This window comes from Larkinella bovis, from assembly GCF_042655385.1.
Classification (GTDB): Bacteria; Bacteroidota; Bacteroidia; order Cytophagales; family Spirosomataceae; genus Larkinella; species Larkinella bovis.
The window spans coordinates 78,105-100,826 of the sequence record NZ_JBHSMA010000011.1; the positions used below are offsets into that span (position 1 = coordinate 78,105).

A 22,722-nucleotide genomic window follows, 5' to 3' on the forward strand; every position below is an offset into this window, starting at 1 on the left:
CAAAGAAAAAAAATTGAAAGAAAACTCGCAAGTGATTTAGCCGGTTTTTTAGTATTTTTTTTCACTATGCATAGTTCCAATAGAAATGATTGTACTTTTGATAGACCAGAAATAGCACTATACGATGATTACCGAAAATTCATCCCATTACGATCACCTCGAGCAGATGTCCGTCCACGACCTGCTGACCAACATCAACAACGAGGATAAAACCGTCCCGATGGCCGTTGAGAAAGCCATTCCGCAGATCGAGGCCCTGGTGACGCAAATCGTCAAGCGGATGAGAGAAGGGGGACGCTTATTCTACATTGGTGCCGGAACGAGCGGGCGGCTGGGCGTTGTCGATGCGTCGGAATGCCCCCCAACTTACGGGGTGTCGCCCGATTTGGTAGTCGGTATCATTGCCGGGGGCGACCGCGCCATTCGGAGTGCCGTCGAACACGCCGAAGACGATCCCGAACAGGCCTGGAATGATTTGCAGGCCTTCCATATTGATTCGCTGGATACCCTGATCGGGATTGCCGCATCGGGCCGGACACCCTACGTCATCGGCGGTTTGCAGAAAGCCCGCGAAGCCGGGGTGCTGACGGGCTGTATTGTCTGTAATCCGGGTTCGGCGGTGGCCCAGGCGGCTGAATATCCGGTGGAAGTCGTGGTAGGCCCGGAATTTGTGACGGGCAGCACGCGCATGAAGTCCGGAACGGCCCAGAAGCTCGTTCTCAACATGGTTTCGACTTCGGTGATGATTCAGTTGGGCCGGGTGAAAGGCAATAAAATGGTCGATATGCAACTGACGAACCACAAGCTGAAAATCCGGGCGGCCAATATGGTCATGAGCGAAACCGGGGTTTCCCGTGAACGGGCCGAGGAATTACTGGCTAAATTTGGCAACGTACGCAGCGCTATCCTGAACGTCAACTACAATCCGGAAGAATGAAAGCCATTTTCCAACCCGCTCTCCACGAACCCGCGCAGTACATTGACGTGGAAAAACCGGTCGCTGGTCCGGGCGAAGTGGTGATTCAGGTCAAAGCAGCTGCGCTTAATCACCGCGATGTGTTCGTGCAACACGGCTTGTACCCCAAAATGAAGTTACCCGTCGTGCTGGGGTCCGACGGTGCCGGGGTGGTGGTCGAACGGGGCGAGGGCGTCGATCCGGCCTGGGAAAATCAGGCGGTACTCATTAATCCAGCCCTGGACTGGGGACCGAGTCCGCACGTTTACGGACCGGATTTCAGGATTCTGGGCATGCCCGACAATGGCACCTTCGCCGAATACGTCAAAATCAGCGCCCGCTACCTTCACCGCAAACCGCTTCATCTTTCCTTCGAACAGGCTGCGGCCCTCCCGCTCACAGGTTTAACCGCCTGGCGTGCCCTCATGACCCGGGCGAAGTTACAGCAAAACCGCACTGGCCCGCCCGAACGCGTCCTGATTACCGGCATCGGGGGAGGAGGAGCTTTAGCCGCCCTGCAATTTGCCAAAGCGGCCGGGGCCGAGGTGTGGGTAACCTCCGGTTCGGAAGAAAAACTGCAACGCGCCCAGGAACTCGGCGCTACCGGGGGCGTCAATTACCGGGAGGGCGACTGGGCAAAAACACTGCTGGCCCAGACCGGAGGTGGCAAAGGCGGTTATTTCGACGTTATCATCGACAGTGCCGCCGGACCCGGTTTTGCCAAGCTGGTCGATGTGGCCGCACCGGGCGGACGGATCGTTTTTTACGGCGGTACGACCGGCAACATCACGGATGTCGCGCCTTCCAAGGTGTTTTTCAAGCAACTCAACATCCACGGCACGACGATGGGAACCGAGGCTGAATTTGCCGATATGGTCCGGTTTGTGGAAGAACACCGGCTGATTCCGGTCATCGACGAGATCATGCCCCTGGCCGATGCGGAGCAGGCACTCCGAAAAATGGAGAGCGGAAAACAGTTTGGGAAGCTGGTTTTGCAGGTTTCCTGAAGAATTCTTCTTAAGTTTCTGCTTCCGCGGCCAACCAGCCGCGGATCAGCCCGTTTTCCCGAACCCCTAAAATCATGAAAAAACAACGCCGTGATTTCCTGAAACTGACCGGCCTGACCGGTGTCGGTCTGACCACCTCGCATCTCGGTTATAGCCTTCCTGCGCTGACCCCGGCCCCGAAACCGCCCAAACAGACGTTCAACATGTGCGGGTATGCCGCGCCCAGAATCGATACGGTTCGCGTTGGTTACATCGGCATCGGAAACCGGGGTGCCGGAGCACTCAAGCGGATTATCTATCTCGAAAACGTGGCCGTTCAGGCCGTTTGTGATATCAGACCGGAGCGCATCGACGAGGCCAGGAAAACGCTGGAAAAAACCGCTCACAAACCCACCTACTACAGCGGAAAAGCCGATTCCTGGAAAGCCCTCTGCGACCGGAAAGACATTGACCTGATTTACATCTGCACCCCCTGGGATTTGCACGCACCAATGGCGCTGTACGCGATGGAGCAGGGCAAACACGTGGCCTGCGAAATACCGATTGCCACGACCGTCGATGATTGCTGGAAACTGGTCGAAACCTCCGAGCGCACCAAAAAGCATTGCATGATGCTGGAAAACTGCTGCTACGATTTCTTCGAACTGCTGACGCTGAACATGGCCCGCCAGGGCTTTTTCGGCGATATCGTCCACGTCGAAGGGGCGTATATTCACGATATTTTTGAGTCGCTCTTTGATCGAACCAAGCGCTATGACAACTGGCGGCTGAAAGAAAACCAGCGCGATGGCAACCTGTATCCAACCCACGGTTTAGGCCCGATCGCGCAAATCCTTGACATCAACCGGGGGGATCAGATGGATTACCTGATTTCGATGTCCAGTAACGATTTTATGCTGGCCAAAAAAGCGGAAGAACTGGCTAAAACCGACGACTATTTCAAGCAATACCAGGGCAAGTCGTTCCGGGGCAACATGAACACCACCACGATCCGGACCAAGAAAGGGCGCACGATCATGCTCCAGCACGACGTCAGTTCGCCACGGCCCTATTCCCGGATTCACCTCATCAGCGGAACCAAAGCCAGCGCCCAGAAGTACCCGTTGCCGGGCCGGATTTCGACGGGCCACGAATGGTTATCGGAAAAGGACTACCAGGAACTGGAGCAGAAATACCAGCCGGAGATCGTCAGGCGCGTGGGCGAACTAGCCAAGAAGGTCGGCGGTCATGGCGGCATGGACTTTCTGATGGACTGGCGACTGATCGACTGCCTGCGGAACGGTCTGCCGTTGGATCAGGACGTATACGATGCCGCGCTCTGGAGCAGCATCGGCCCGCTCAGCGAGTGGTCGGTGGCTCACCGCTCCAATTCCATTGATGTGCCGGATTTTACCGCCGGTTCCTGGAAAACCAACAAACCGGTTGATATCACGCTGGCGCAGGGCGGCAACACCCGCATTAAAAACATCTGATTTTTCGGTAGAACACCGCTTACACCCTAACTTGCGCGAAACGGTTATTCATGACAATTCTCATTTCAAAAACCGCCGAAGAACTCGGCGAAAAAGCGGGTAAAGAAGCCGCAGCCCTGATTCGGGAAGCTATTGCCGACCGAGGACAGGCCAACGTCATTCTGGCCACCGGAACCAGCCAGTTTGCGACTCTCCAACAGTTGATTCGGGAAAACATCGACTGGAGCCGGGTCGTGATGTTTCACCTCGACGAATACATCGGGCTCCCGATTTCGCATCCGGCCAGTTTCCGGAAGTATTTACAGGAACGGTTTCTGGATCAGGTTCCGGCGCTCAAAGCCCATTACCTGATCGACGGCGAAGTAGATCCACGGGCCGAAATCCAGCGCCTGAATGCGCTGATTCAGCAGCACCCCATCGACGTGGCCCTGGTCGGAATCGGCGAAAACGGCCACCTGGCGTTCAACGATCCCCCCGCCGATTTCGATACCGACGAACCGTATCTGCTTGTCGATCTGGATGCCGCCTGCCGACGCCAGCAATTCAACGAAGGCTGGTTTCCGTCGATGGACGACGTTCCAACCCAGGCCATCAGCATGTCGGTTCGGCAGATCATGAAGTCGCGGGCAATCATCTGTTCGGTGCCCGATGCGCGTAAAGCCCAGGCTGTCAAAGACTCGCTGGAGCAACCAATCAGCAATCTATACCCAGCCAGTATTCTCCAATCCCACCCGGATTGTTCGCTGTATCTTGACGAACCGGCCGCCAGCCTGCTCGCCACGGAATTCCGGCAGACGGCCGGAAAAGAATAGCTGCCAAAGGCACTCAAACGTGTAAAAACCGGGAAAACGGCTACGTTGTACACTCAACCACAAGTAACTGTTTATCAGGCAATAATGTTTACACTAGTTATTATTTTTCTTAAAAAAAGATAAACGCAAAGGACTTATCCACATGCTTGTGTGGATAAGTCCTTATTTTATACCATTTGTCCACATTTTTTCCCGGCAAGGTCCGGCGGTTTACCTTTGTGAATAATCTGAGAATAAGGTGATAAGAGCGGATAAGACGATCGATGATTTGCTGGAAAAACGCCGGTCAGCGGGCTTGTTGCGAACCCTGAAAAAACCGACCGGCCTGATTGATTTTTGCTCCAACGATTACCTGGGCCTGGCGCAGTCGGCGGTTTTACGACAGCGGATTGAACAGGCAGTAGCCGGGCAGCCCGCGCTGCTGAACGGTTCAACCGGGTCGCGGCTCCTGGCGGGTAACTCCGCGCTGGCCGAAGAGCTGGAAACGGAGATGGCGGTTTTCCACCAGACCGAAGCCGCCCTCGTTTTCAATTCCGGTTACGACGCCAACGTGGGTTTGCTGGCCAGCCTGCCGCAACGCGGGGATACGCTGCTCACGGACGAACTGATTCACGCGAGCATGATTGACGGGGCCCGACTGAGTATCGCCCATCGGTTCAAATTCCGGCATAATGATCTGGCCGATCTGGAAGACCGCCTGAAACGCGCCACCGGAACGGTTTATGTGGCCATTGAATCGGTTTATTCGATGGACGGCGATCTGGCCCCCCTGCCCGAAATCGCCGCACTCTGCGAGCGCTACGAAGCCGCTTTGCTTGTCGATGAAGCCCACGCGACGGGCGTTTTCGGCCCCAACGGTGGCGGATTGGTGCAGGCCCTTGGTTTGCAAAACCGGGTGTTTGCGCGGGTTCATACGTTCGGGAAAGCCCTGGGCGTTCACGGGGCCGTTGTAGTAGGTTCGGCACCACTGCGCGATTTTCTGATTAATTTTGCCCGTTCGTTCGTGTATTCGACGGCTCTGCCCCCGCATAGTTTGCTGGCAATTCGGAGTGTTTACCGGTTTTTGCCCGAATGCGAAGCATTGATCCGGCAGCTGCACGCGTTGCGACGCCATTGCCAGCAACAGATTCAGGACCAGTTGCCCGCCATGGAGTGGACCTCGGCGGAGAGTCCGATTCTGGGGCTGATCGTTCCGGGCAACGACGCCTGCCGTGCGGTGGCTGCGCGGCTCCAGCAGGCCGGTTTTGACATCCGGCCCATTCTGAGTCCGACGGTTCCGGTGGGGCGCGAGCGGCTCCGGATCTGTCTGCACGCGTTCAACTCCGAACCGGAGATCGATTCGCTGGTGCGGGTCTTACAAACATTATAGTGCGTTCATGCGGAAACCCCTACAATTTATTCTGGCCGGTATTGGTACCGAAATTGGCAAAACGGTCGCATCGGCCCTTGTCGTCGAAGCCTTACAGGCCGATTACTGGAAACCGGTTCAATCGGGCGCCCTCGAAGATTCCGATACGGAAACCGTCCGGCGGCTGATTTCCAATTCCGTTACCCGGTTTCACCCCGAAACCTATCGACTGCGCGAGCCCCTCTCGCCCCACGCGGCAGCGGCCCTCGACGGCGTGGAAATTTCGCTGACGGCGTTCCAGTTACCCCAAACCGCCAATCATCTGGTTGTCGAACTGGCAGGCGGTTTGATGGTGCCCCTCAACGATCGGGCGTTGAACATCGATCTGGTGCAGCAACTGGGTTTGCCGGTTTTGCTCGTTTCCAAACATTATCTCGGCAGCATCAACCACACCCTGCTGTCGGTGGAAGCCCTGCAACGACGCGGCATCCCGATTCTGGGCCTGCTTTTTAACGGTCCCGAAACCCCGGCTTCCGAAGAGTTCATCGTGCAGTATACCGGTTTAAAAAGTTTCGGGCGGATTGCCTGGGAAAAGGAGGTCAATCCGGCGTTTGTGAGCCGGCGTGCAAGCCAACTAAGACGTTTACTGGAAGAATATCATGCAGATTGATAACGATAAAAAAACCAACCGGTCCGGTTTAGCCGAACGCGATCAGGCTGTCATCTGGCACCCGTTTACGCAAATGCAGACGGCTCCCCCGCCCATTCCGATTGTGCGGGGGGAAGGAACATTGCTGTATACCGAAGACGGCAACGCGTACATCGATGCGGTTTCGTCGTGGTGGGTCAACATCCACGGTCACAGCCATCCCTATATTGCCGAAAAAGTGTTTCAGCAGTTTCAAACGCTGGAACACGTCATTTTTGCCGGTTTTACGCACCAGCCCGCCGTTCAGCTGGCAGAACGTTTACTGCCGCTTTTACCAACAAACCAGCAAAAGGTTTTTTATTCGGATAACGGCTCGACGGCAGTGGAAGTGGCGCTCAAAATGGCGTTTCAATACTGGCATAACCTGGGCAAACCGCGTCGGAAAGTAATTGCCCTGGACGGTGCCTACCACGGCGACACCTTTGGTGCCATGGCCGTGAGCGGACGCAGTGCCTTTACCGCCCCGTTTGTGCCCTTTCTGTTCGACGTAGAGTACATTCCGGCCCCCGTTCCGGGACAGGAGCAGGTGGCCCTGGAGCGGTTGCAAGCCTTACTGAGCGACGATGTTGCCGCTTTTATCGTGGAGCCGCTGGTGCAGGGATCGGGCGGCATGGTGATGTACCAGCCGGCCATCCTGGATGAGTTGATGGGCTTGGCCCGCCGTTGCGGGGCCCTGGTCATTGCCGATGAAGTGATGACCGGTTTTGGCCGGACCGGCAAACTGTTTGCGTCGTACCACCTCCGCGAACAACCCGATCTGATCTGCCTGTCGAAAGGACTGACCGGCGGAACCATGGCGCTGGGAGTTACAACCTGTACGAAGGAAATCTACGACGCCTTTCGGTCGGACGACAAATTCAAAACGCTGTTTCACGGGCACTCGTTCACGGCCAATCCGCTGGCCTGTACGGCCGCGCTCGCCAGCCTGGATTTGCTGCTTTCCGACGAAACCCAGGCGGCTATTCAGCGTATCGGCCAGCGCCATGCGGTTTTTGCGGAACAGCTGAAGCAAAAACCGGGTGCCCGAAACGTCCGCCGGCAAGGCACCATTCTGGCGTTCGACCTGGATGCCGGTGACGCCAGCCGGTCTTATTTCAATACCATCCGGGATCAAGCGTACGAATTCCTGCTTGAGCAGGGGGTTCTCATGCGACCGCTGGGCAATGTGTTGTACATTTTACCACCTTACTGCATCACCGACGAGCAGCTGGATACGGTTTATGCGGCCATTGAGAACCTGCTGAAACACCTCAGGGAGTAGAAAACCGCGTTATAACGCATACCAGCGAATCAGCAAACCACCCAGAATGGCCCCAACGACCGGGCCGACGATGGGCACCCAGGCGTAGCCCCAGTCCGACGAACCTTTGCCGGGAATCGGCAGCATGGCGTGGGCGATGCGCGGCCCCAGGTCACGGGCGGGATTGATGGCATAGCCGGTGGTGCCGCCCAGCGAGAGGCCGATGCTCCACACCAGCACCCCGACCAGATACGGCCCGAACCCAACGGCCAGGGTACCCAGGGATTTGGAAGAAATGCCCGCCACTCCGATGATGAGCGCCAGTGTGCCAATGGTTTCGCTGATCACGTTGCCGGGGAAATGACGAATGGCGGGGTCGGTTGCAAAAACCGCCAGTTTCGTACCGGGTTCGGAGGTGGCGGCCCAGTGCGGCAAATAATGCAGCCAGACCAGTATTGCGCCAAGAAAAGCGCCAATAAGCTGCGCGGAAATATAGCTGACGAGGTTGCTGTAGTCGCCGGTGGCCACCGCAAACCCCACCGTCACGGCCGGATTCAGGTGGGCATCGATGCTTCCGAAGGCTTTGGCCACAAAAATGCCCATGGTCACGGCAAAAGCCCAACCCGTGGTGATCACAATCCAGCCGGACGATTCGCCTTTGGTCCGTTTCAACACCACGTTCGCGACCACCCCGTCGCCCAACAGAATTAAGACCATTGTTCCGACCAGTTCACCGAGGAAGGGAGAAAGTTGCATAGAAAAAGAAGGGTTTAGGCGTAATGCGCAGACTTTATGAAGTCAAGAAAATATGTGTTCTGTTATAAAGCCGCCAATATAAAGGAAAATAAACACAATCTACATACTCAGAATATTCACGAAATATTCACTTTATGAATATTCTGCCCTTTACCTTTGCGGTTTCTTTTTCTGACTATGCAACTTTCCGCGCTCACTGCACTCTCTCCCATCGACGGCCGCTATCGCCGTCAGGTCGAATCGCTGGCTCCTTATTTTTCGGAATGGGGACTCATTCGGTACCGCATCCGGGTTGAGATTGAGTACTTTATCGAACTGTGTGAACTACCGCTGCCGGAACTGAAAGATATCGCCCCCCAGGTTTTCCCGAAGCTGCGCGTCCTGTACGAAAACTTTTCGGAAGCCGATGCTCTCCGGGTTAAGGAGATCGAACGGGAAACCAATCACGATGTCAAAGCCGTCGAATATTTCATCAAGGAAAAACTGACGGACCTGAATATTGCCGGTTACCTCGAATTTATTCACTTCGGCCTGACGTCGCAGGACATCAATAACACGGCAACCCCACTCCTGCTGAGCGATGCGCTGGAAACCGAGATTGAGCCGCAGTACCGGGCGGTTTTCATGAAATTGCAGGAACTGGCGGAACAATGGAAAAACATCCCCATGCTGGCCCGGACCCACGGCCAGCCAGCTTCGCCCACGCGGCTGGGGAAAGAACTGCTGGTTTTTTGCGAACGCATCGAAAAACAGCTTTTTCTGCTCGCCAGCATTCCGGAAGCGGCCAAATTTGGGGGTGCAACCGGCAACTTCAACGCCCATACCATTGCCTATCCGGACATCGACTGGAAATCGTTCGGCAACCGGTTTGTTGCCAACCTGGGCCTGGAGCGCAGTCAGCATACAACCCAGATTGAACACTACGACATGCTGGCGGCCACGCTCGACGCGTACAAACGGCTGAATACCATCCTGATCGACCTAAACCGGGATATGTGGGCCTACATTTCGATCAACTACTTCAAGCAGCAAATCAAAGCGGGGGAAGTGGGTTCGTCGGCGATGCCGCACAAGGTCAACCCGATTGATTTCGAAAATTCGGAAGGAAACCTGGGGATTGCGAACGCGCTGTTTGAACACCTGTCGGCCAAACTGCCGATTTCGCGCCTGCAACGTGACCTGACCGACTCCACGGTTCTGCGGAACCTGGGCGTTCCGTTTGCCCATTCGGTGATCGCCCTGAAGTCGTTGCTGAAAGGATTGGGCAAGATTCAACTGAACGAAGCCGCGCTTCAGGCCGATCTGGAAGACAACTGGGCGGTCGTAGCCGAAGGCATTCAGACGATTCTCCGGCGCGAAGGGTATCCGAAACCGTACGAAACCCTGAAGGATCTGACCCGCACAAACGAGAAAATTACAGCCCAGACGATTGCCCGGTTTATCGACGGATTAAACGTTTCGGAGAGCGTCAAAGCCGAATTGCGGGCCATTACGCCCTATACCTATACGGGGATTTAATGGAAAAGCCCCGCCAACGTACCTTTAGCGGGGCTTCTTTCTAACAAAACCTTATGATTTGCTCAGCTCCGTTGCGCGAACCTGCGCGGCTTTGATGCCCGCGATCAGCGTATCGGCCAGTTCGCCTTCTTCAAACCGCTTCAGGGCCGCTTCGGTGGTGCCGCCTTTCGAAGCCACGGCTTTGATGAGGTCGTCCAGCGATTTGTCGGCAGTATTGATCAGGTGAAAGGCCCCCAGCATGGTTTGCTTGACCAGCAGGGACGCCACCGATTCATCGAAACCCATCTGCTTCCCGGCCTCCACCATCGCCTTGACGAGGTAGTAGAAATACGCCGGGCCGCTACCGCTGAGCGCCGTGACCGCATCAAGCATGGATTCGTCTTCCAGAAAAATAGACCGTCCCGTCGCGTTGATCAGGTTTTCGACTTTCCGCAGATTCGTCAAATCCACTTCCTTGGCCGCCGTAAAACCGGTAATCCCCATCCCGAGCATGGCGGGCGTATTGGGCATGGCCCGAATCACCAGCCGGTGGTTCAGCTTCTCCTGAATAGCCGAAATTGGAATCCCAGCCATGATTGACAGGATAACCTGCTGCGGCTGAATCGCTTCCCGCAGCGCATCCTGTAAGGCACTAAAATCCTGCGGTTTCACCGATAAGATAATCAGATCAGCATCCGAAATGCGGGAGCTGATCGTATCGACCACGACCCCGGTTTTTTCGGCTTTCAACGCTTCGGAACGCTCAATACTTTTTTCGATGAGCAACAGGTTATCCTTTTTTACCAGATCGTACTGTAAAAACGACTTGGCAAAGGCCATTCCCATGTTGCCGCAACCGACAATTGCAATTTTCATATAAGATTAGTGGGGTTACGGTTTTCAGTATACGGTTTTCGGTAATTGGCTCCCAAAAATTGCCTGCGTCAGCGCCTGTAAACCGTATACCGAAAACTGAAATTATTGACCCAGAATTTCGCTCAGCTTCTGCTCCAGGGCCTGACCGCGCAGGTTCTTGGCGATGATTTTGCCTTCTTTGTCCAGCAAAAAGGTGGTCGGAATCACCTGAATCGCATACTGGATGGCCACGGGCGAACTGCCGTTCTTTTTGCCCAGCACATTCGTCCAGATCATACCGTCGGTCTGAACGGCTTTCAGCCATTTGTCCCGGCTGTCGTCGAGCGAGATGCTGTATACTTCAAATCCTTTGTCCTTGTACTTGTTGTATACCCGAACCACATTCGGGTTCTCCTGCCGACACGGTCCGCACCACGACGCCCAGAAATCGATCAGCACATATTTCCCGCGCAACGACGACAGGCTCACCGTCTGCCCCTGGGCATTTTCCAGCGCCACATCCGGTGCCAGCGCCCCTTCGACCACGGCCACCTGACTGGCCTGGGCACTTTGCTCCGCCTTCATCGTTTTCACAAACTCGATAAAAGCCGTCGCCTGTTTGCCGGTTTTGTTGGCGCCCTGCATTTTTTGCGCCAGCGATTCATACAGGGCAAAGTGCTCTTTCGGGTCCAGGTATTTGAGGGCAATCATCGCCACGCTCGCCGTCCCCATCTGCGGAATCATCGCCTTGACGGTTTCGATCACCTTCTGGTTTTCGGTAACCACTTCCTGGTCAATGGCCTGCCCCGCCTTGAAATCGTTTTTCTGCGCAGCGGCTGCGGCCCGTTTCTGCCAGTTCTTATGCTTCTCCCGCATTTCGGTGTCGATTGCCACGATTTTTGGGTAGAACTCCATGTTGACCGAGCCCGTCACTTGCAACTTGCTTTTGTCATTGGCGTCGGCCGTCACCACCAGGTTTTCACCGCCTTCCACCAACAGGCTCGACACCTGCGTATTGGCCAGATTCAGTTTATAAAAACTCCCTCCGTTCAGTTCGCGGCCTTTCAGGGCGAATTTTCCGGACGCATCGATCTGGGTCGAGTCGATCTTTTTTGAAATCTGTTCGTTGGTTTCCAGGTAGGCTTTGCTACCCGGTTTCGCATTTTGCAGCGTTCCGCTGACCGTAAACTCCTTGCCTGCATTCTGGGCAAAAACCGCTCCGGGCAGCAGCAGGGCCGCCAAAACGACGAAAGTATTCCAATTCTTTTTCATCTGACCTATAGGTTATACGGGAGAAGACAACGACTTCTGAAGCAACTCGTTGGTTAATTTGGGATCGGCGCTGCCCTTCGATTTTTTCATCACCTCGCCGACAAACAAGCCCATCAGCCCTTTCTTGCCTTTCCGGTACTCTTTTACTTTGTCGGGCCAGGCCGCCAGCACCTCATCTACCAACGTTTGTAACGCATCGGTATTGCTGTTTTGTAGCAAATTCTGTTCCTGCGCCACCTGTTCCGGCGACTTTTCCGGCTGTTCGATCAAAACCGGGAAAATCCGCTGGCTGGCCGTCGAGAAACTCACTTTGCCCGAATCCACCAATAGAATCAGGTCGGCCAGTTTTTCGGCCGAAACCGGAAACTGGCCATCGCGCAGGGCTTTCTCGGTCAATTGTGCTTTTATCGGCCCCATGATCCAGTTCGAAACCGCCTTGTAATTCGTCGTCTTCTGGCCGACGGCTTCAAAATAATCGGCCAGTTCTTTCACATCGGCCAGCAGGGTGGCGTCGTAGTCGGGTAACCCGTACTGATTCAGCAATTTTTCATACCGTTCTTTCGGCAAAGCGGGCATACTGGCCCGCATTTGGGCCAGCCACTCGTCCGAAATAACGACCGGGCTTAGATCCGGATCGGGAAAATACCGGTAATCGTTCATGGTTTCCTTCATCCGCATGCCCTGCGTCAGACCGGTATTGGCGTCAAACATGCGGGTTTCCTGCACGATTGTACCTCCATTTTCCAGAATCCCGACCTGCCGCCGGAGTTCGCTCTCGATGGCCCGCTGCACATTCCGGATGGAGTTCATATTCTTGATTTCCACCTTCGTACCAAATTCCTTTGCGCCCCAAAGCCGCACCGAAATATTGACATCGCAGCGAAGCGAGCCTTCTTCCATGTTCCCGTCGCAGATGTCGAGGTAGCGCACCAGCCGCCGAACTTCGGTCAGGTAGGCTGCGGCTTCTTCGGCGCTCTGAATCACCGGGTCGGTTACCATTTCGATCAGGGGCGTTCCGGCGCGGTTATAATCCAGCAAGGTGGTCCAGTCGGTGTCGTGAATGCTTTTCCCGGCATCCTCTTCCAGATGAATATGGTGCAACCGCACGGCTTTTTCGACGAGTTGCCCACTGGCATCCTTGAATTTCACCGGAATTTCGCCCCCGACGCAAATCGGTGTCTTGTCCTGCGATAACTGGTAGCCCTTCGGCAGATCGGGGTAAAAATAGTTTTTACGGGCAAAAACCGTGTACTGGGTGATCGCGGAACGACAGGCCAGTCCCATCCGAACCGCCAGTTCGACGGCTTTGCGGTTGAGCTTCGGCAGGGTCCCGGGATGCCCCAGCGTGATCACACTAATGTTCGTATTCGGCTCACTGCCAAACTGATTGGAATCGGCGGCAAAGATTTTCGTTGCCGTCAGGAGTTGGCAGTGAACTTCCAGCCCAATCACCAGTTCGTACTTGGCCAGCATCTCCGCAGATACCGCCTTTTCAGCCGTTTCAGAAACCATCAAACTGTATAAAAAAGAAGGTAAAAATTCGGTGTATGGTCTACGGTTTTGGCTTTACGGTTTTCAGAAACCGTCGCTTCGATGCTAAGACCGAACCACGGACCTGTGTTAGCCGCCCTTTAAAACCGCCTATCGTATCCCACTAATGAACTGGCAAAGATACGGTTAAAATCGCATTTCACTATTCAGGGGACTACTTGTAAAAAATCTCTTTTTATTGAACAATTCCACCACAAATAATCATTTTAAAAACAACTTTCCCTGCCTGGGCTATAAGGTAATATCTTGTAAACAAATAGCTTATAATTTTATACGACGATAGATCTTCGTACCAAAACCGATAATAAACAAATTTCGTAATTGCACTTTACCCATTTACCCCAATTAAATACAACCATGAAAATGAAAATTTACAAACTCATGAATCGACAAACCGGCCTGTTGATGCTGGTGCTTATGGTTCTGTTCGTAATCACTTCCGTACGGGCACAAACCCCAAAAGTGGAGCCTGAAACCGAAAACAGCGCCCCGACCCTGCAATTGTCATTTCACGAAATCGGCAACTTAAAGTTTCGGCTGGAAGTCACGCGTCCGCTGACGCTGCTGCACGACAATGTCGATATTTTTATCTTAAGCGACGACAAGCAAATCCTGTTTGCCAACAAATATTCGCATCACGCACTCCGCATTACAACCTTTGACCTGTCGACCCTGGAGGACGGCACCTACCGTTTTCGGGTTCGCTCCGGTGGACAGCGCATTGAGCAATTGTTCGACATCCGAACCAAAACGACACGGATTATTATGGACCAGGAATGACAGAGCCGTCTTCCGGGCAAAACCGTCTATTTAGACACCCTAATCGTCAATACCTTGAAAGGCGAAAGGCGACCACTGGCGGTTGCCTTTCGCCTTTGAAATGAAACCGTTCAGAACCGCAGAAGGGCCGGATAGCCCTACAAACGGGCGGGTTGCTGGTACCACTTTTCAATTTTCGCCATCAGCTCTTCCAGTTTGAGGGGTTTTCCGAGGAAATCGTCCATTCCGGCATCCAGACAATCCTGCTCGTTACCTTCCATGGTGTTAGCCGTCAGGGCAATTACCACCGGCTGTTTACCGCCGGCTTGCCGGATCTGTCGGGTTGCTTCCAGCCCATCCATTACTGGCATCTGGATATCCATCAGAATCAGTCCGTACGCTTTTTGGCGGGCGGCTTCTACCGCTTCCTGACCGTTGCTGACCATATCGGGCCGGTAGCCCAGTTTTTGGAGGATGTGCGTAATAACGTGCTGGTTGATGGTGTTATCTTCCGCTACCAGTAACTCAAAAGGATACTTCCCGGAAAAATCCGTAGACATCTTTTTCGGAGCGGCCAACGCCTGGGGCGCGGGTTTCGGCGGTTGCAGCGCATCCTGCATGTGTTTGCTCAGGACGTTCTGACGGATCGGTTTGGTCAGCACCGAAACAAACAGTTGACGCTGCTCCTCCGTCAGTTCCTCGCCGATGGAACTGAGCAGTATAATGGGAAGTTTGGGGGCACGCACCCGGATTTGTGCGGCCAGCATTAAGCCATCCATGCCCGGCATTTGCATGTCACTAATGACCAAATCCAACGTCGGCGCCTGCTGCGCCAGAATTTCCAGCGCTTTTTCTCCGCTGGTGGCCAGCACAGGCTTCAGCTTCCAGGCCTCAAACTGGCGCTTCAGAATGGTCAGGTTCGTGGTATTATCATCGACCACCAGAATCTGTTTTCCCGCCAGATCCAGGTCGGAACTGGCCAAAGCCGCCAGCACTTTCGTTCCTCTGGTTGTACTGATGGTAAATGAAAACGTTGAGCCCCGGCCGGGTTCGCTGGTGGCGCTGATTTCCCCGCCCATCAGCCGGACCAGTCTCCGGCAAATCGCCAGACCAAGGCCCGTCCCGCCATATTTGCGGGTGGTCGACGAGTCCACCTGGGAGAACGCCTTGAAAAGCCGGGGCAATTTATCGGCTGGAATGCCGATGCCCGTATCCTTCACCTCAAAGCGGAGTTGTAGTTTCCCCGATGGCTCGGTTTGGGCCAGCGTTACAAATACGCAGATTTCGCCCTTTTCCGTAAATTTCACCGCATTTCCCACCAGGTTGGTCAGCACCTGCCGCAGCCGCAAATGGTCGCCCACAATCTGGATGGGCACGTCTTGGCTGATGTCGTAAATCAGGTCGAGGCCGGTTTTGGTGGCCTGGGCTCCGAACATATTGAGCACATCCTCAATGCATTCGCGCAGGTTGAAATCTGTGTTTTCCAGGTCCAGATTACCCGATTCGATCTTTGAAAAATCGAGAATATCGTTGATGACATTGATGAGCGTTTCCCCGCAACTGGCAATCGTTTCGGTAAACATTCGTTGTTCTTCGGACAGGTCAGTATCCTGCAACAAAGCCGTCATCCCGATGACCCCATTCATTGGTGTCCGGATTTCGTGGCTCATCGTGGCCAGGAAAATACTCTTGGCCTGATTGGCCTGTTCGGCTTCCCGACGGGCCCGTTCGAGTTCCAGATTCGACGCCCGGAGCTGCTCATTGGTTCTCCGCTGAAATTCCTCATTCCGTTTCCGCTCCAGCGACAGTTGCGCTTCATTTTGCAGACCTGCCATTTCGACAGCCTGGCTAATTTGCACCTCGCTGTATTTCTGGAGCATATATGACCATAAACCGCAGATAAAAAAAATGACCGCAGCGAGCAGGATGTGGAGGGTAAACGTCGGCAGATCAAAATAGTCGAGCCGGGTGAAATAAACGCCACTGACTCCGCTGTTTTGCAAATACCCAAAAACCGCATGATGGAGCAGCACGGTGATCATCATCGGAATTTGCAGTTTCCATTTCTGGTAGGTGATCAGGATCGCGCTACCGATAAAGGCAAAAAAGTGCATTTCAAAGAGCCCATGCATCTGGTAGATAAACTGAGCCATAAAAATGCCCAGTACGACGCCTAAAACGTACTGGTAAAGGTCGGAATCGGGTAACAACAGCTTGGTGGAATAATAGGCCAGCAGCGAAAGCCCCCCCACGCCCATGGCAATCAGCCAGGTATCGTAAAAAAACGCAAAAACCAGGCCGATGAAAAAATAGCCCCCCAGAAAATAGTTCATCAGGCGGTCTGACCGCTCCTTGATCCCGGCAAAAAGCACCTCGGTAGGGTTAGCGGCTGTGTTGGGCTGATAGGCCATGCTGGTTGTCTCCGGGTGAATACTCATTTTCGCAATAGGGCAGGCTGCAACCGTAGGCTGTCAGGGCGATCCGGTCGAAAACCGGCACCGAATTCCGCTGGAGCAATTCGTTCAGGGCCCTTTTGGCATAACTGGTCTTCTCGTCTGTACAGTAGCGGCTCCGGTTGTAATTGCCCCGGTAATACAAACGGTGCTGATCGTCCAGGAGTACCGCCTGCGGAGTCGAATACACCCCACAGGCCGTAGCGAGCGTTTTATCAAACAAAACCGGAAGATTTAGATCCAGTTTACGCTGAATGTCGGCCACCGACCAGCGTTTGGAACTCTGGACGACCACCACAAAATCAACCTGCGGGCTATAGTGACGAACAAGCGATTTAAAATGAGCTTTGTTAAAGCGGGAACACGGACAGTCCGGGTTGAAAAAATGGAGAAGAACCGGTTTTTTAGCCGGCAGATTGACGAAATTGTTTAAAGCTATGACCGTTCCGGTTTTGACCGGTTTATAGGTTTCCGGAACGGGAGTCGGCAATTGATATATCCAATCGTTGTACCAAAACAAAGCTCCTACTCCTGCGAATAGCAACAGCAACCAGATTGTCACTAAACTTTTTTTAATCATTGATTTCCTGATCTTTTTACCAAACTTCTACCAATAGCGACCAATCGCCCGCGCCGGAACCAGCACGCTACTAAGCAATTGACAAACTACCGGAAAATTCGAATTATAATAGACAGAATGCTGCAAATTCTTTATTCTACGCCAACAAATCAGATTGAGACCCTGAGCTGATCGGGAATAGCTCACGCACTAGTTCAGAATGTAGAGGTAGGGAATTAAATGACAGCCTATCAATAACAGTGCCATTCGCAAAAAAAAGAAGTTAGTGGTTTATCGCGCCGGTTGTACGTCCAGTGAACGTGGCTAGTGCGGGTGAAAATGGGAAACGACAGGGAGGTATCCGGCGGTGAGATGGTCTCCTTGATCGGCCCAATGACTTGCGTCCCTTGCAAGAACAGGCCGCAAAAACGAAGCCCCTTAAACGTCGTGATGTACAAAAAAAGAAAGCCACTTTTTCAAGTGGCTTTTGAGTAGCGGGAGCTGGACTCGAACCAGCGACCTTTGGGTTATGAGCCCAACGAGCTACCAACTGCTCCATCCCGCGATGTTTGGACTGCAAAGGTAAGGACATTTTCGTAAAAAACAATTACCTTTGTAAAAATTTCTACCCCTCCCGCTAAAAATTATAGCCCGGAGGGGAGTTTTTTTCTGTAGCCCTTGGTTATCAAGTCCATGAATAGTTCCATTGAAACGTATGCCCCGGATCATAAAGCCGGTTATGTCAGCATCATCGGTAAACCCAATGTCGGCAAATCGACGCTGATGAACCAGCTGGTGGGCGAGCGATTGTCCATTATTACCTCCAAAGCCCAAACTACCCGTCACCGCATCATGGGCATCCTGAACGGTGTGCACAGTGGCCAGGAATTTCAGCTGGTCTATTCGGATACGCCCGGAATTATCAAACCGCAGTACCGGTTGCACGAGTCGATGATGAGTTTTGTGCGGGGGTCGCTGGAAGATGCCGACGTGATTTTGTTCGTGACGGATATTTTCGAAAAACACGACGAAAATGACGTGATCGAACGGTTGCAGAAGTCCCAGACGCCGATTCTGCTGCTGATCAACAAAATCGATCTGGCCACTCCGGAACAGATTGAGGAGAAAATGCAGTACTGGCAGGACAATTTCAAAGCCGAAAGGGTGCTGCCCATTTCGGCGCTTAATGCGCAAAACATCACTCCCCTCTTCGACGCCATTATCAGCCGGTTGCCGGTTCACCCGCCTTATTTCCCGAAAGACGAGTTGACCGACCGGCCCGAGCGATTTTTTGCGTCGGAAATCATTCGCGAGAAGATTTTCCTGAATTACAAAAAGGAGGTTCCGTATAGCTGCGAAGTGATCATCACCGGTTTTAAGGAAAAAGAAGACATTATAGTCATCCAGTCCGAAATTCTCGTCGAACGGGCTACCCAACGGGCGATTTTGCTGGGCGAAGGCGGTAAAATGATTAAAAAAACGGGCATCATGGCCCGCGAAGAACTGGAACGCTTCTTCGGTAAAAAGGTGTTCCTTGAACAATTCGTAAAAATAGAACCGGATTGGCGTACGAAAGAAAAGGCGCTGAAACGGTTTGGGTACGAGGAATAGGTTGAAAAAGAAAGGGAAGAAGGAAAGCTTACCCTGTTTCCGACTTTCCCATTATCCCTTCCACCTCTCCCTTTTTTCCTCTTTTTAAATTATGGCAAATATTGTAGCAATTGTAGGCCGCCCGAATGTGGGCAAATCGACGCTGTTCAACCGCCTGGTGGAGCAGCGACAGGCCATTATGGATAACCAGCCGGGTGTCACGCGTGACCGTCATTACGGGTATGCCGACTGGACAGAAAAATACTTCACGGTAATCGATACCGGCGGTTATGTCGTTGGCTCGGATGACGTCTTTGAAGAATCAATTCGTGAACAGGTACAGATTGCCATCGATGAAGCCTCGGTCGTGCTGTTTATGGTCGATTCGATGGCCGGCTTGACGGATCTGGACAAGGACTTTGCGAACGTACTCCGGCGGTCGAAAAAACCGGTTTTTGTCGTGGCGAATAAAGCCGAAACCGTCCAGCGGCAAAACCTGGTCGGCGAGTTTTACGCGCTGGGCCTGGGCGACCCCTATCCCATTTCGTCGCTGACCGGTACCGGAACGGGCGATTTACTCGACGAAGTGGTCAAACACTTTCCCAATTCGGGGGTGGAAGATCCGCACGCCGGTATTCCGCGGATTGCTATTCTGGGCCGCCCGAACGTCGGTAAATCGTCGTTCCTGAACGTGCTGATCGGCGAAGAACGCAGCATCGTAACCGATATTGCCGGCACCACGCGTGACGCCATCGACACGCGGTACAAAGCCTTCGGAAAAGATTTCATTCTGACCGATACGGCCGGTATCCGGCGCAAGTCGAGGGTGAAGGACAACATCGAATTTTATTCGGTTATGCGATCCCTGAAGGCGCTGGAAGAGTCGGATGTCGTCATTGTGATGCTGGATGCCACCCGGGGTCTGGAAGCGCAGGATATGAACATCATCGGGCAGGCGGTGCGCGCGAAAAAAGGCGTCGTCCTGATGGTTAACAAATGGGACGCCATCGAGAAAGATACCAAAACCGCCGATCAGTGGAAAAAGGAAATCGTGCAGCGCATGGCTCCGATTGATTACCTGCCCGTCGTTTTTGCTTCGGTGGTTGAAAAACAGCGGATTTTTCAGGTCATGGAAAAAGCGATGGAGGTCTATGAGAACAAGCATATGAAGATTTCGACTTCAAAGCTGAACGACGTCATGCAGCCGGAAATCAACGCCTATCCGCCCCCGGCGACGAAAGGGAAGATGATCAAAATCAAATACATGATTCAACTCCCGACGCCGTCGCCGACGTTTGTGTTTTTCTGTAACCTGCCGCAGTATATCAAGGAACCGTACAGCCGGTATCTGGAAAATAAACTGCGCGAGCATTTTGGCTTTGACGGAGCGCCAATCACGTTATTTTTCCGACAAAAATGATGGTATCATCCCCTACAGCATTCTCCCGGATGCGGTATTGGATTGGAGCGCTGCTGGTTTTTCTGGCAGCGTTTTGTTTTGCATTAAAAGGTGTTCTGATCAAACTCGCCTACCAATACCCGATCGACACGATTTCGCTGCTGACCCTGCGCGTGGTTTTTGCGTTGCCTTTTTACGTGGGCATTGCGCTTTATTTATCCCGTCGACTTCCTCCGGCCCGGCTTTCCGGCAAAAACTGGCTGGTGCTGGCCATGTTGGGCATTACGGGGTACTACATTGCGAGCTTCCTGAATTTTCTGGGCCTGATCTATATTACGGCCAGTCTGGAGCGGATTCTGCTTTTTGTGTATCCGACGTTCGTGCTTCTCGTTAGGGCGGTTTTTCTGGGCCGCAGGGTGAATCGGTTGCAGATTCTGGCGCTGTTTCTGACGTATGCCGGGATTTTTCTGGCGTTTGTACCCAACATCCATTCCAGCCAGCAGAAAGACATCTTCCTGGGCGCTTTCTGGGTGATTTTAAGCGGTTTGGTGTACGCGGTTTATCTGGTTGGCAGTGATTCAATGATTGCCCGGATCGGCGCGCAGCGGTACACCTGTTACGCCATGATAGCCGCGACGGTCGTCACGGTCATTCACTGCGCCCTGGTCAACGGCCTGGATTTATTCCGGTTTCCGGCCCCGGTTTATCAACTGGCTCTGCTGATGGCTATTTTAGTAACGGTTATTCCGACCTTTCTGATTGCCGAAGGAATCAAGCGAATCGGTTCAGGCAATGCCTCGATTGTCGCCAGCATCGGTCCGATTTTCACCATCGTGCTGGCGACAACCTTCCTGCATGAAACGATTTTCCTGGTTCAGTTTCTGGGCACCCTGCTGGTGTTGCTGGGTGTATTTCTAATTGGCTGGAAAGGCCGTAAGTAACCAAAAAGACACAGAGACTCTGATAAAGAGTAAGTTGTCAGACAAAACCGTCATTTAGAGTCTTTTTAAATAAATTAACATATTTTTTTAGCTATTTATATTTTTTGGAAATAATGTATAAATAACTATATTTCAACTACTTTACTACCTAATTCGCACAAGAATCATGAAAGAATCCGTACCAAATGACGAAAAAAAGATTGAGAAAGCCGCCTACGTCCTGAAAGCGGTTGCGCATCCCTTGCGCATCAAAATCATTCAGATGCTGAATGAGCACAAGGAGTTAAATGTATCCACCATTTACAAGAATCTGAACGCAGAGCAGTCGTTGATTTCTCATCACCTGATCAATATGCGCGATAAAGGGATTCTTGAAATTCGGCGAAGCGGCAAAAACATCTACTATTTTCTGGTAGACGGTTCGATTGCCGAAATTATCGACTGCATCTACCGCAGTAAAATCATGATGTAGTAAAAAGGGAAGCACGTAACGTGCTTCCCTTTTTACGTCTCAGGAGAACAACTCCCCATCCCGGTAGGCGGGTACTATTCCTAAATGCCGGTACGCCTTTTCGGTCGCTTCCCGTCCCCGTGACGTTCGTTTCAAGTACCCTTCCTGAATTAAAAACGGCTCGTAAACTTCCTCGATCGTTTCGGCTTCGTCACCGCAGGCTGTCGCGATGGTCGAAATACCGACCGGGCCGCCCTTGAATTTATCAATAATCGTGGTCAGAATCCGGTTATCCATTTCATCCAGGCCGTTCTGGTCCACATCCAGCGCCCGCAACGCAATTTCGGCAATCTCCACGGTGATGATTCCCTTGCCTTTGACCTGCGCGAAATCACGGGTCCGGCGGAGCAGGTTGTTGGCAATCCGCGGGGTTCCCCGGCTCCGGCGGGCAATTTCGTAAGCCCCTTCCTCCTCGATGGGGGTTCCCAGAATGGCCGCCGACCGTTTGACAATCGTGGTCAGCAGGACCGCATCGTAGTATTCCAGCCGGGCGTTGATCCCAAACCGGGCCCGCAGGGGCGAGGTTAGCAAACCGGCCCGCGTGGTCGCCCCGATCAGTGTAAAGGGATTCAGCTTAATCTGCACCGTCCGGGCATTCGGCCCCGAATCGAGCATGATGTCGATTTTGTAATCTTCCATCGCCGAGTAGAGATATTCTTCCACCACCGGGTTCAGCCGGTGAATCTCGTCGATGAACAGCACATCGTTTTCCTGTAGATTGGTCAGCAAACCGGCGAGGTCGCTCGGCTTGTCGAGCACCGGCCCGGAGGTCATCTTGATGCCGGCGTTCAACTCGTTGGAAATGATGTGGGAGAGCGTGGTTTTGCCCAAACCCGGAGGGCCGTGAAGCAGCACGTGGTCGAGGGCTTCTCCGCGTTGAAGCGCGGCCATTACGAAAACTTTCAGGTTTTCCAGGACTTTCGCCTGGCCCGTAAAGTCTTCGAACGACAGCGGCCGCAAAGCGCGTTCGATCTCCTTTTCGGTGGCCGTCATGCCTTCGCCGGTGCCTTTCAAAATGTCTTTCCGCATAGTTCTC

At 53.2% G+C, this 22,722-nt stretch carries 20 protein-coding genes and 1 tRNA gene; 13 read left to right on the forward strand and 8 right to left on the reverse strand.

Going from position 1 to position 22,722, the window contains the following annotated elements:
- Nucleotides 1–124 precede the first annotated feature (124 nt).
- The 7 genes from murQ (at nt 125) to bioA (ending at nt 7,564) form a co-directional block, all read left to right on the forward strand.
- Complete coding sequence (gene murQ / locus ACFPMF_RS23175; RefSeq protein ID WP_379849577.1) at nt 125–937, forward strand: N-acetylmuramic acid 6-phosphate etherase; 813 nt, start codon at nt 125–127, stop codon at nt 935–937.
- Nucleotides 934–1,962, forward strand: a complete 1,029-nt coding sequence (locus ACFPMF_RS23180; protein ID WP_379849579.1) for a zinc-binding dehydrogenase — start codon at nt 934–936, stop codon at nt 1,960–1,962. The genes murQ and ACFPMF_RS23180 overlap by 4 nt, the downstream gene beginning before the upstream one ends.
- 74 nt (nt 1,963–2,036) lie before the next feature.
- Nucleotides 2,037–3,434 (forward strand): Gfo/Idh/MocA family protein, encoded by a 1,398-nt coding sequence (locus ACFPMF_RS23185; protein ID WP_379849581.1) that lies wholly within the window; start codon nt 2,037–2,039, stop codon nt 3,432–3,434.
- Nucleotides 3,435–3,484: 50 nt separating this feature from the next.
- Nucleotides 3,485–4,246, forward strand: a complete 762-nt coding sequence (locus tag ACFPMF_RS23190; protein WP_379849583.1) for a glucosamine-6-phosphate deaminase — start codon at nt 3,485–3,487, stop codon at nt 4,244–4,246.
- A 238-nt stretch (nt 4,247–4,484) separates the two neighbouring features.
- Nucleotides 4,485–5,615: an aminotransferase class I/II-fold pyridoxal phosphate-dependent enzyme gene (locus ACFPMF_RS23195; RefSeq protein ID WP_379849585.1), complete on the forward strand. Its 1,131-nt coding sequence runs from the start codon at nt 4,485–4,487 to the stop codon at nt 5,613–5,615.
- 7 nt (nt 5,616–5,622) lie between these two features.
- Nucleotides 5,623–6,264 carry a dethiobiotin synthase gene (gene bioD / locus ACFPMF_RS23200; RefSeq protein WP_379849587.1) on the forward strand — a complete coding sequence of 214 codons (642 nt, stop codon included), beginning with the start codon at nt 5,623–5,625 and terminating at the stop codon, nt 6,262–6,264.
- Nucleotides 6,254–7,564: an adenosylmethionine--8-amino-7-oxononanoate transaminase gene (bioA, locus tag ACFPMF_RS23205; RefSeq protein ID WP_379849589.1), complete on the forward strand. Its 1,311-nt coding sequence runs from the start codon at nt 6,254–6,256 to the stop codon at nt 7,562–7,564. Before bioD ends, bioA begins: the two co-directional genes overlap by 11 nt.
- 9 nt (nt 7,565–7,573) lie before the next feature.
- Here the strand turns inward: bioA and ACFPMF_RS23210 are convergent, their stop codons facing one another.
- Nucleotides 7,574–8,299, reverse strand: a complete 726-nt coding sequence (locus ACFPMF_RS23210) for an MIP/aquaporin family protein (RefSeq protein ID WP_379849591.1) — start codon at nt 8,297–8,299, stop codon at nt 7,574–7,576.
- Between the two features lie 177 nt (nt 8,300–8,476).
- Between ACFPMF_RS23210 and purB the strand changes: the two genes are divergently transcribed.
- Nucleotides 8,477–9,817, forward strand: a complete 1,341-nt coding sequence (gene purB, locus ACFPMF_RS23215) for an adenylosuccinate lyase (protein WP_379849593.1) — start codon at nt 8,477–8,479, stop codon at nt 9,815–9,817.
- A 51-nt stretch (nt 9,818–9,868) separates the two neighbouring features.
- Here the strand turns inward: purB and proC are convergent, their stop codons facing one another.
- The 3 genes from proC to gatB form a co-directional block, all read right to left on the reverse strand.
- On the reverse strand, nt 9,869–10,672 hold the full coding sequence (gene proC, locus ACFPMF_RS23220; protein ID WP_379849595.1) for a pyrroline-5-carboxylate reductase: 804 nt from the start codon (nt 10,670–10,672) through the stop codon (nt 9,869–9,871).
- Between the two features lie 102 nt (nt 10,673–10,774).
- The gene (locus ACFPMF_RS23225; RefSeq protein WP_379849597.1) at nt 10,775–11,923 is read right to left on the reverse strand and encodes a redoxin domain-containing protein; all 1,149 of its coding nucleotides are present in this window, start codon (nt 11,921–11,923) and stop codon (nt 10,775–10,777) included.
- Between the two features lie 12 nt (nt 11,924–11,935).
- Nucleotides 11,936–13,435 (reverse strand): Asp-tRNA(Asn)/Glu-tRNA(Gln) amidotransferase subunit GatB, encoded by a 1,500-nt coding sequence (gatB, locus tag ACFPMF_RS23230; protein WP_379849713.1) that lies wholly within the window; start codon nt 13,433–13,435, stop codon nt 11,936–11,938.
- Between the two features lie 396 nt (nt 13,436–13,831).
- Between gatB and ACFPMF_RS23235 the strand changes: the two genes are divergently transcribed.
- The gene (locus tag ACFPMF_RS23235) at nt 13,832–14,254 is read left to right on the forward strand and encodes a hypothetical protein (protein ID WP_379849600.1); all 423 of its coding nucleotides are present in this window, start codon (nt 13,832–13,834) and stop codon (nt 14,252–14,254) included.
- Between the two features lie 137 nt (nt 14,255–14,391).
- Here ACFPMF_RS23235 and ACFPMF_RS23240 read toward each other — a convergent pair whose 3' ends face one another.
- The 3 genes from ACFPMF_RS23240 to ACFPMF_RS23250 all read right to left on the reverse strand — a co-directional run bounded on the left by ACFPMF_RS23240 (nt 14,392) and on the right by ACFPMF_RS23250 (nt 17,810).
- Nucleotides 14,392–16,671, reverse strand: a complete 2,280-nt coding sequence (locus ACFPMF_RS23240) for a response regulator (RefSeq protein WP_379849602.1) — start codon at nt 16,669–16,671, stop codon at nt 14,392–14,394.
- On the reverse strand, nt 16,616–17,176 hold the full coding sequence (locus ACFPMF_RS23245; RefSeq protein ID WP_379849604.1) for a DUF6436 domain-containing protein: 561 nt from the start codon (nt 17,174–17,176) through the stop codon (nt 16,616–16,618). The genes ACFPMF_RS23240 and ACFPMF_RS23245 overlap by 56 nt, the downstream gene beginning before the upstream one ends.
- A 561-nt stretch (nt 17,177–17,737) precedes the next feature.
- Nucleotides 17,738–17,810, reverse strand: a tRNA-Met gene (locus tag ACFPMF_RS23250).
- A 128-nt stretch (nt 17,811–17,938) separates the two neighbouring features.
- Here ACFPMF_RS23250 and era point away from each other — a divergent pair.
- The 4 genes from era (at nt 17,939) to ACFPMF_RS23270 (ending at nt 21,647) form a co-directional block, all read left to right on the forward strand.
- Nucleotides 17,939–18,856 carry a GTPase Era gene (gene era / locus ACFPMF_RS23255; RefSeq protein WP_379849606.1) on the forward strand — a complete coding sequence of 306 codons (918 nt, stop codon included), beginning with the start codon at nt 17,939–17,941 and terminating at the stop codon, nt 18,854–18,856.
- A 91-nt stretch (nt 18,857–18,947) separates the two neighbouring features.
- Nucleotides 18,948–20,255 (forward strand): ribosome biogenesis GTPase Der, encoded by a 1,308-nt coding sequence (gene der / locus ACFPMF_RS23260; RefSeq protein WP_379849608.1) that lies wholly within the window; start codon nt 18,948–18,950, stop codon nt 20,253–20,255.
- The gene (locus ACFPMF_RS23265) at nt 20,252–21,175 is read left to right on the forward strand and encodes a DMT family transporter (protein ID WP_379849610.1); all 924 of its coding nucleotides are present in this window, start codon (nt 20,252–20,254) and stop codon (nt 21,173–21,175) included. The genes der and ACFPMF_RS23265 overlap by 4 nt, the downstream gene beginning before the upstream one ends.
- Nucleotides 21,176–21,341: 166 nt before the next feature.
- Complete coding sequence (locus ACFPMF_RS23270) at nt 21,342–21,647, forward strand: ArsR/SmtB family transcription factor (protein ID WP_379849612.1); 306 nt, start codon at nt 21,342–21,344, stop codon at nt 21,645–21,647.
- A gap of 39 nt (nt 21,648–21,686) precedes the next feature.
- On the opposite strand, the gene ruvB is transcribed toward ACFPMF_RS23270, so the two are convergent.
- Nucleotides 21,687–22,715: a Holliday junction branch migration DNA helicase RuvB gene (gene ruvB, locus ACFPMF_RS23275; protein ID WP_379849614.1), complete on the reverse strand. Its 1,029-nt coding sequence runs from the start codon at nt 22,713–22,715 to the stop codon at nt 21,687–21,689.
- Nucleotides 22,716–22,722 lie beyond the last annotated feature (7 nt).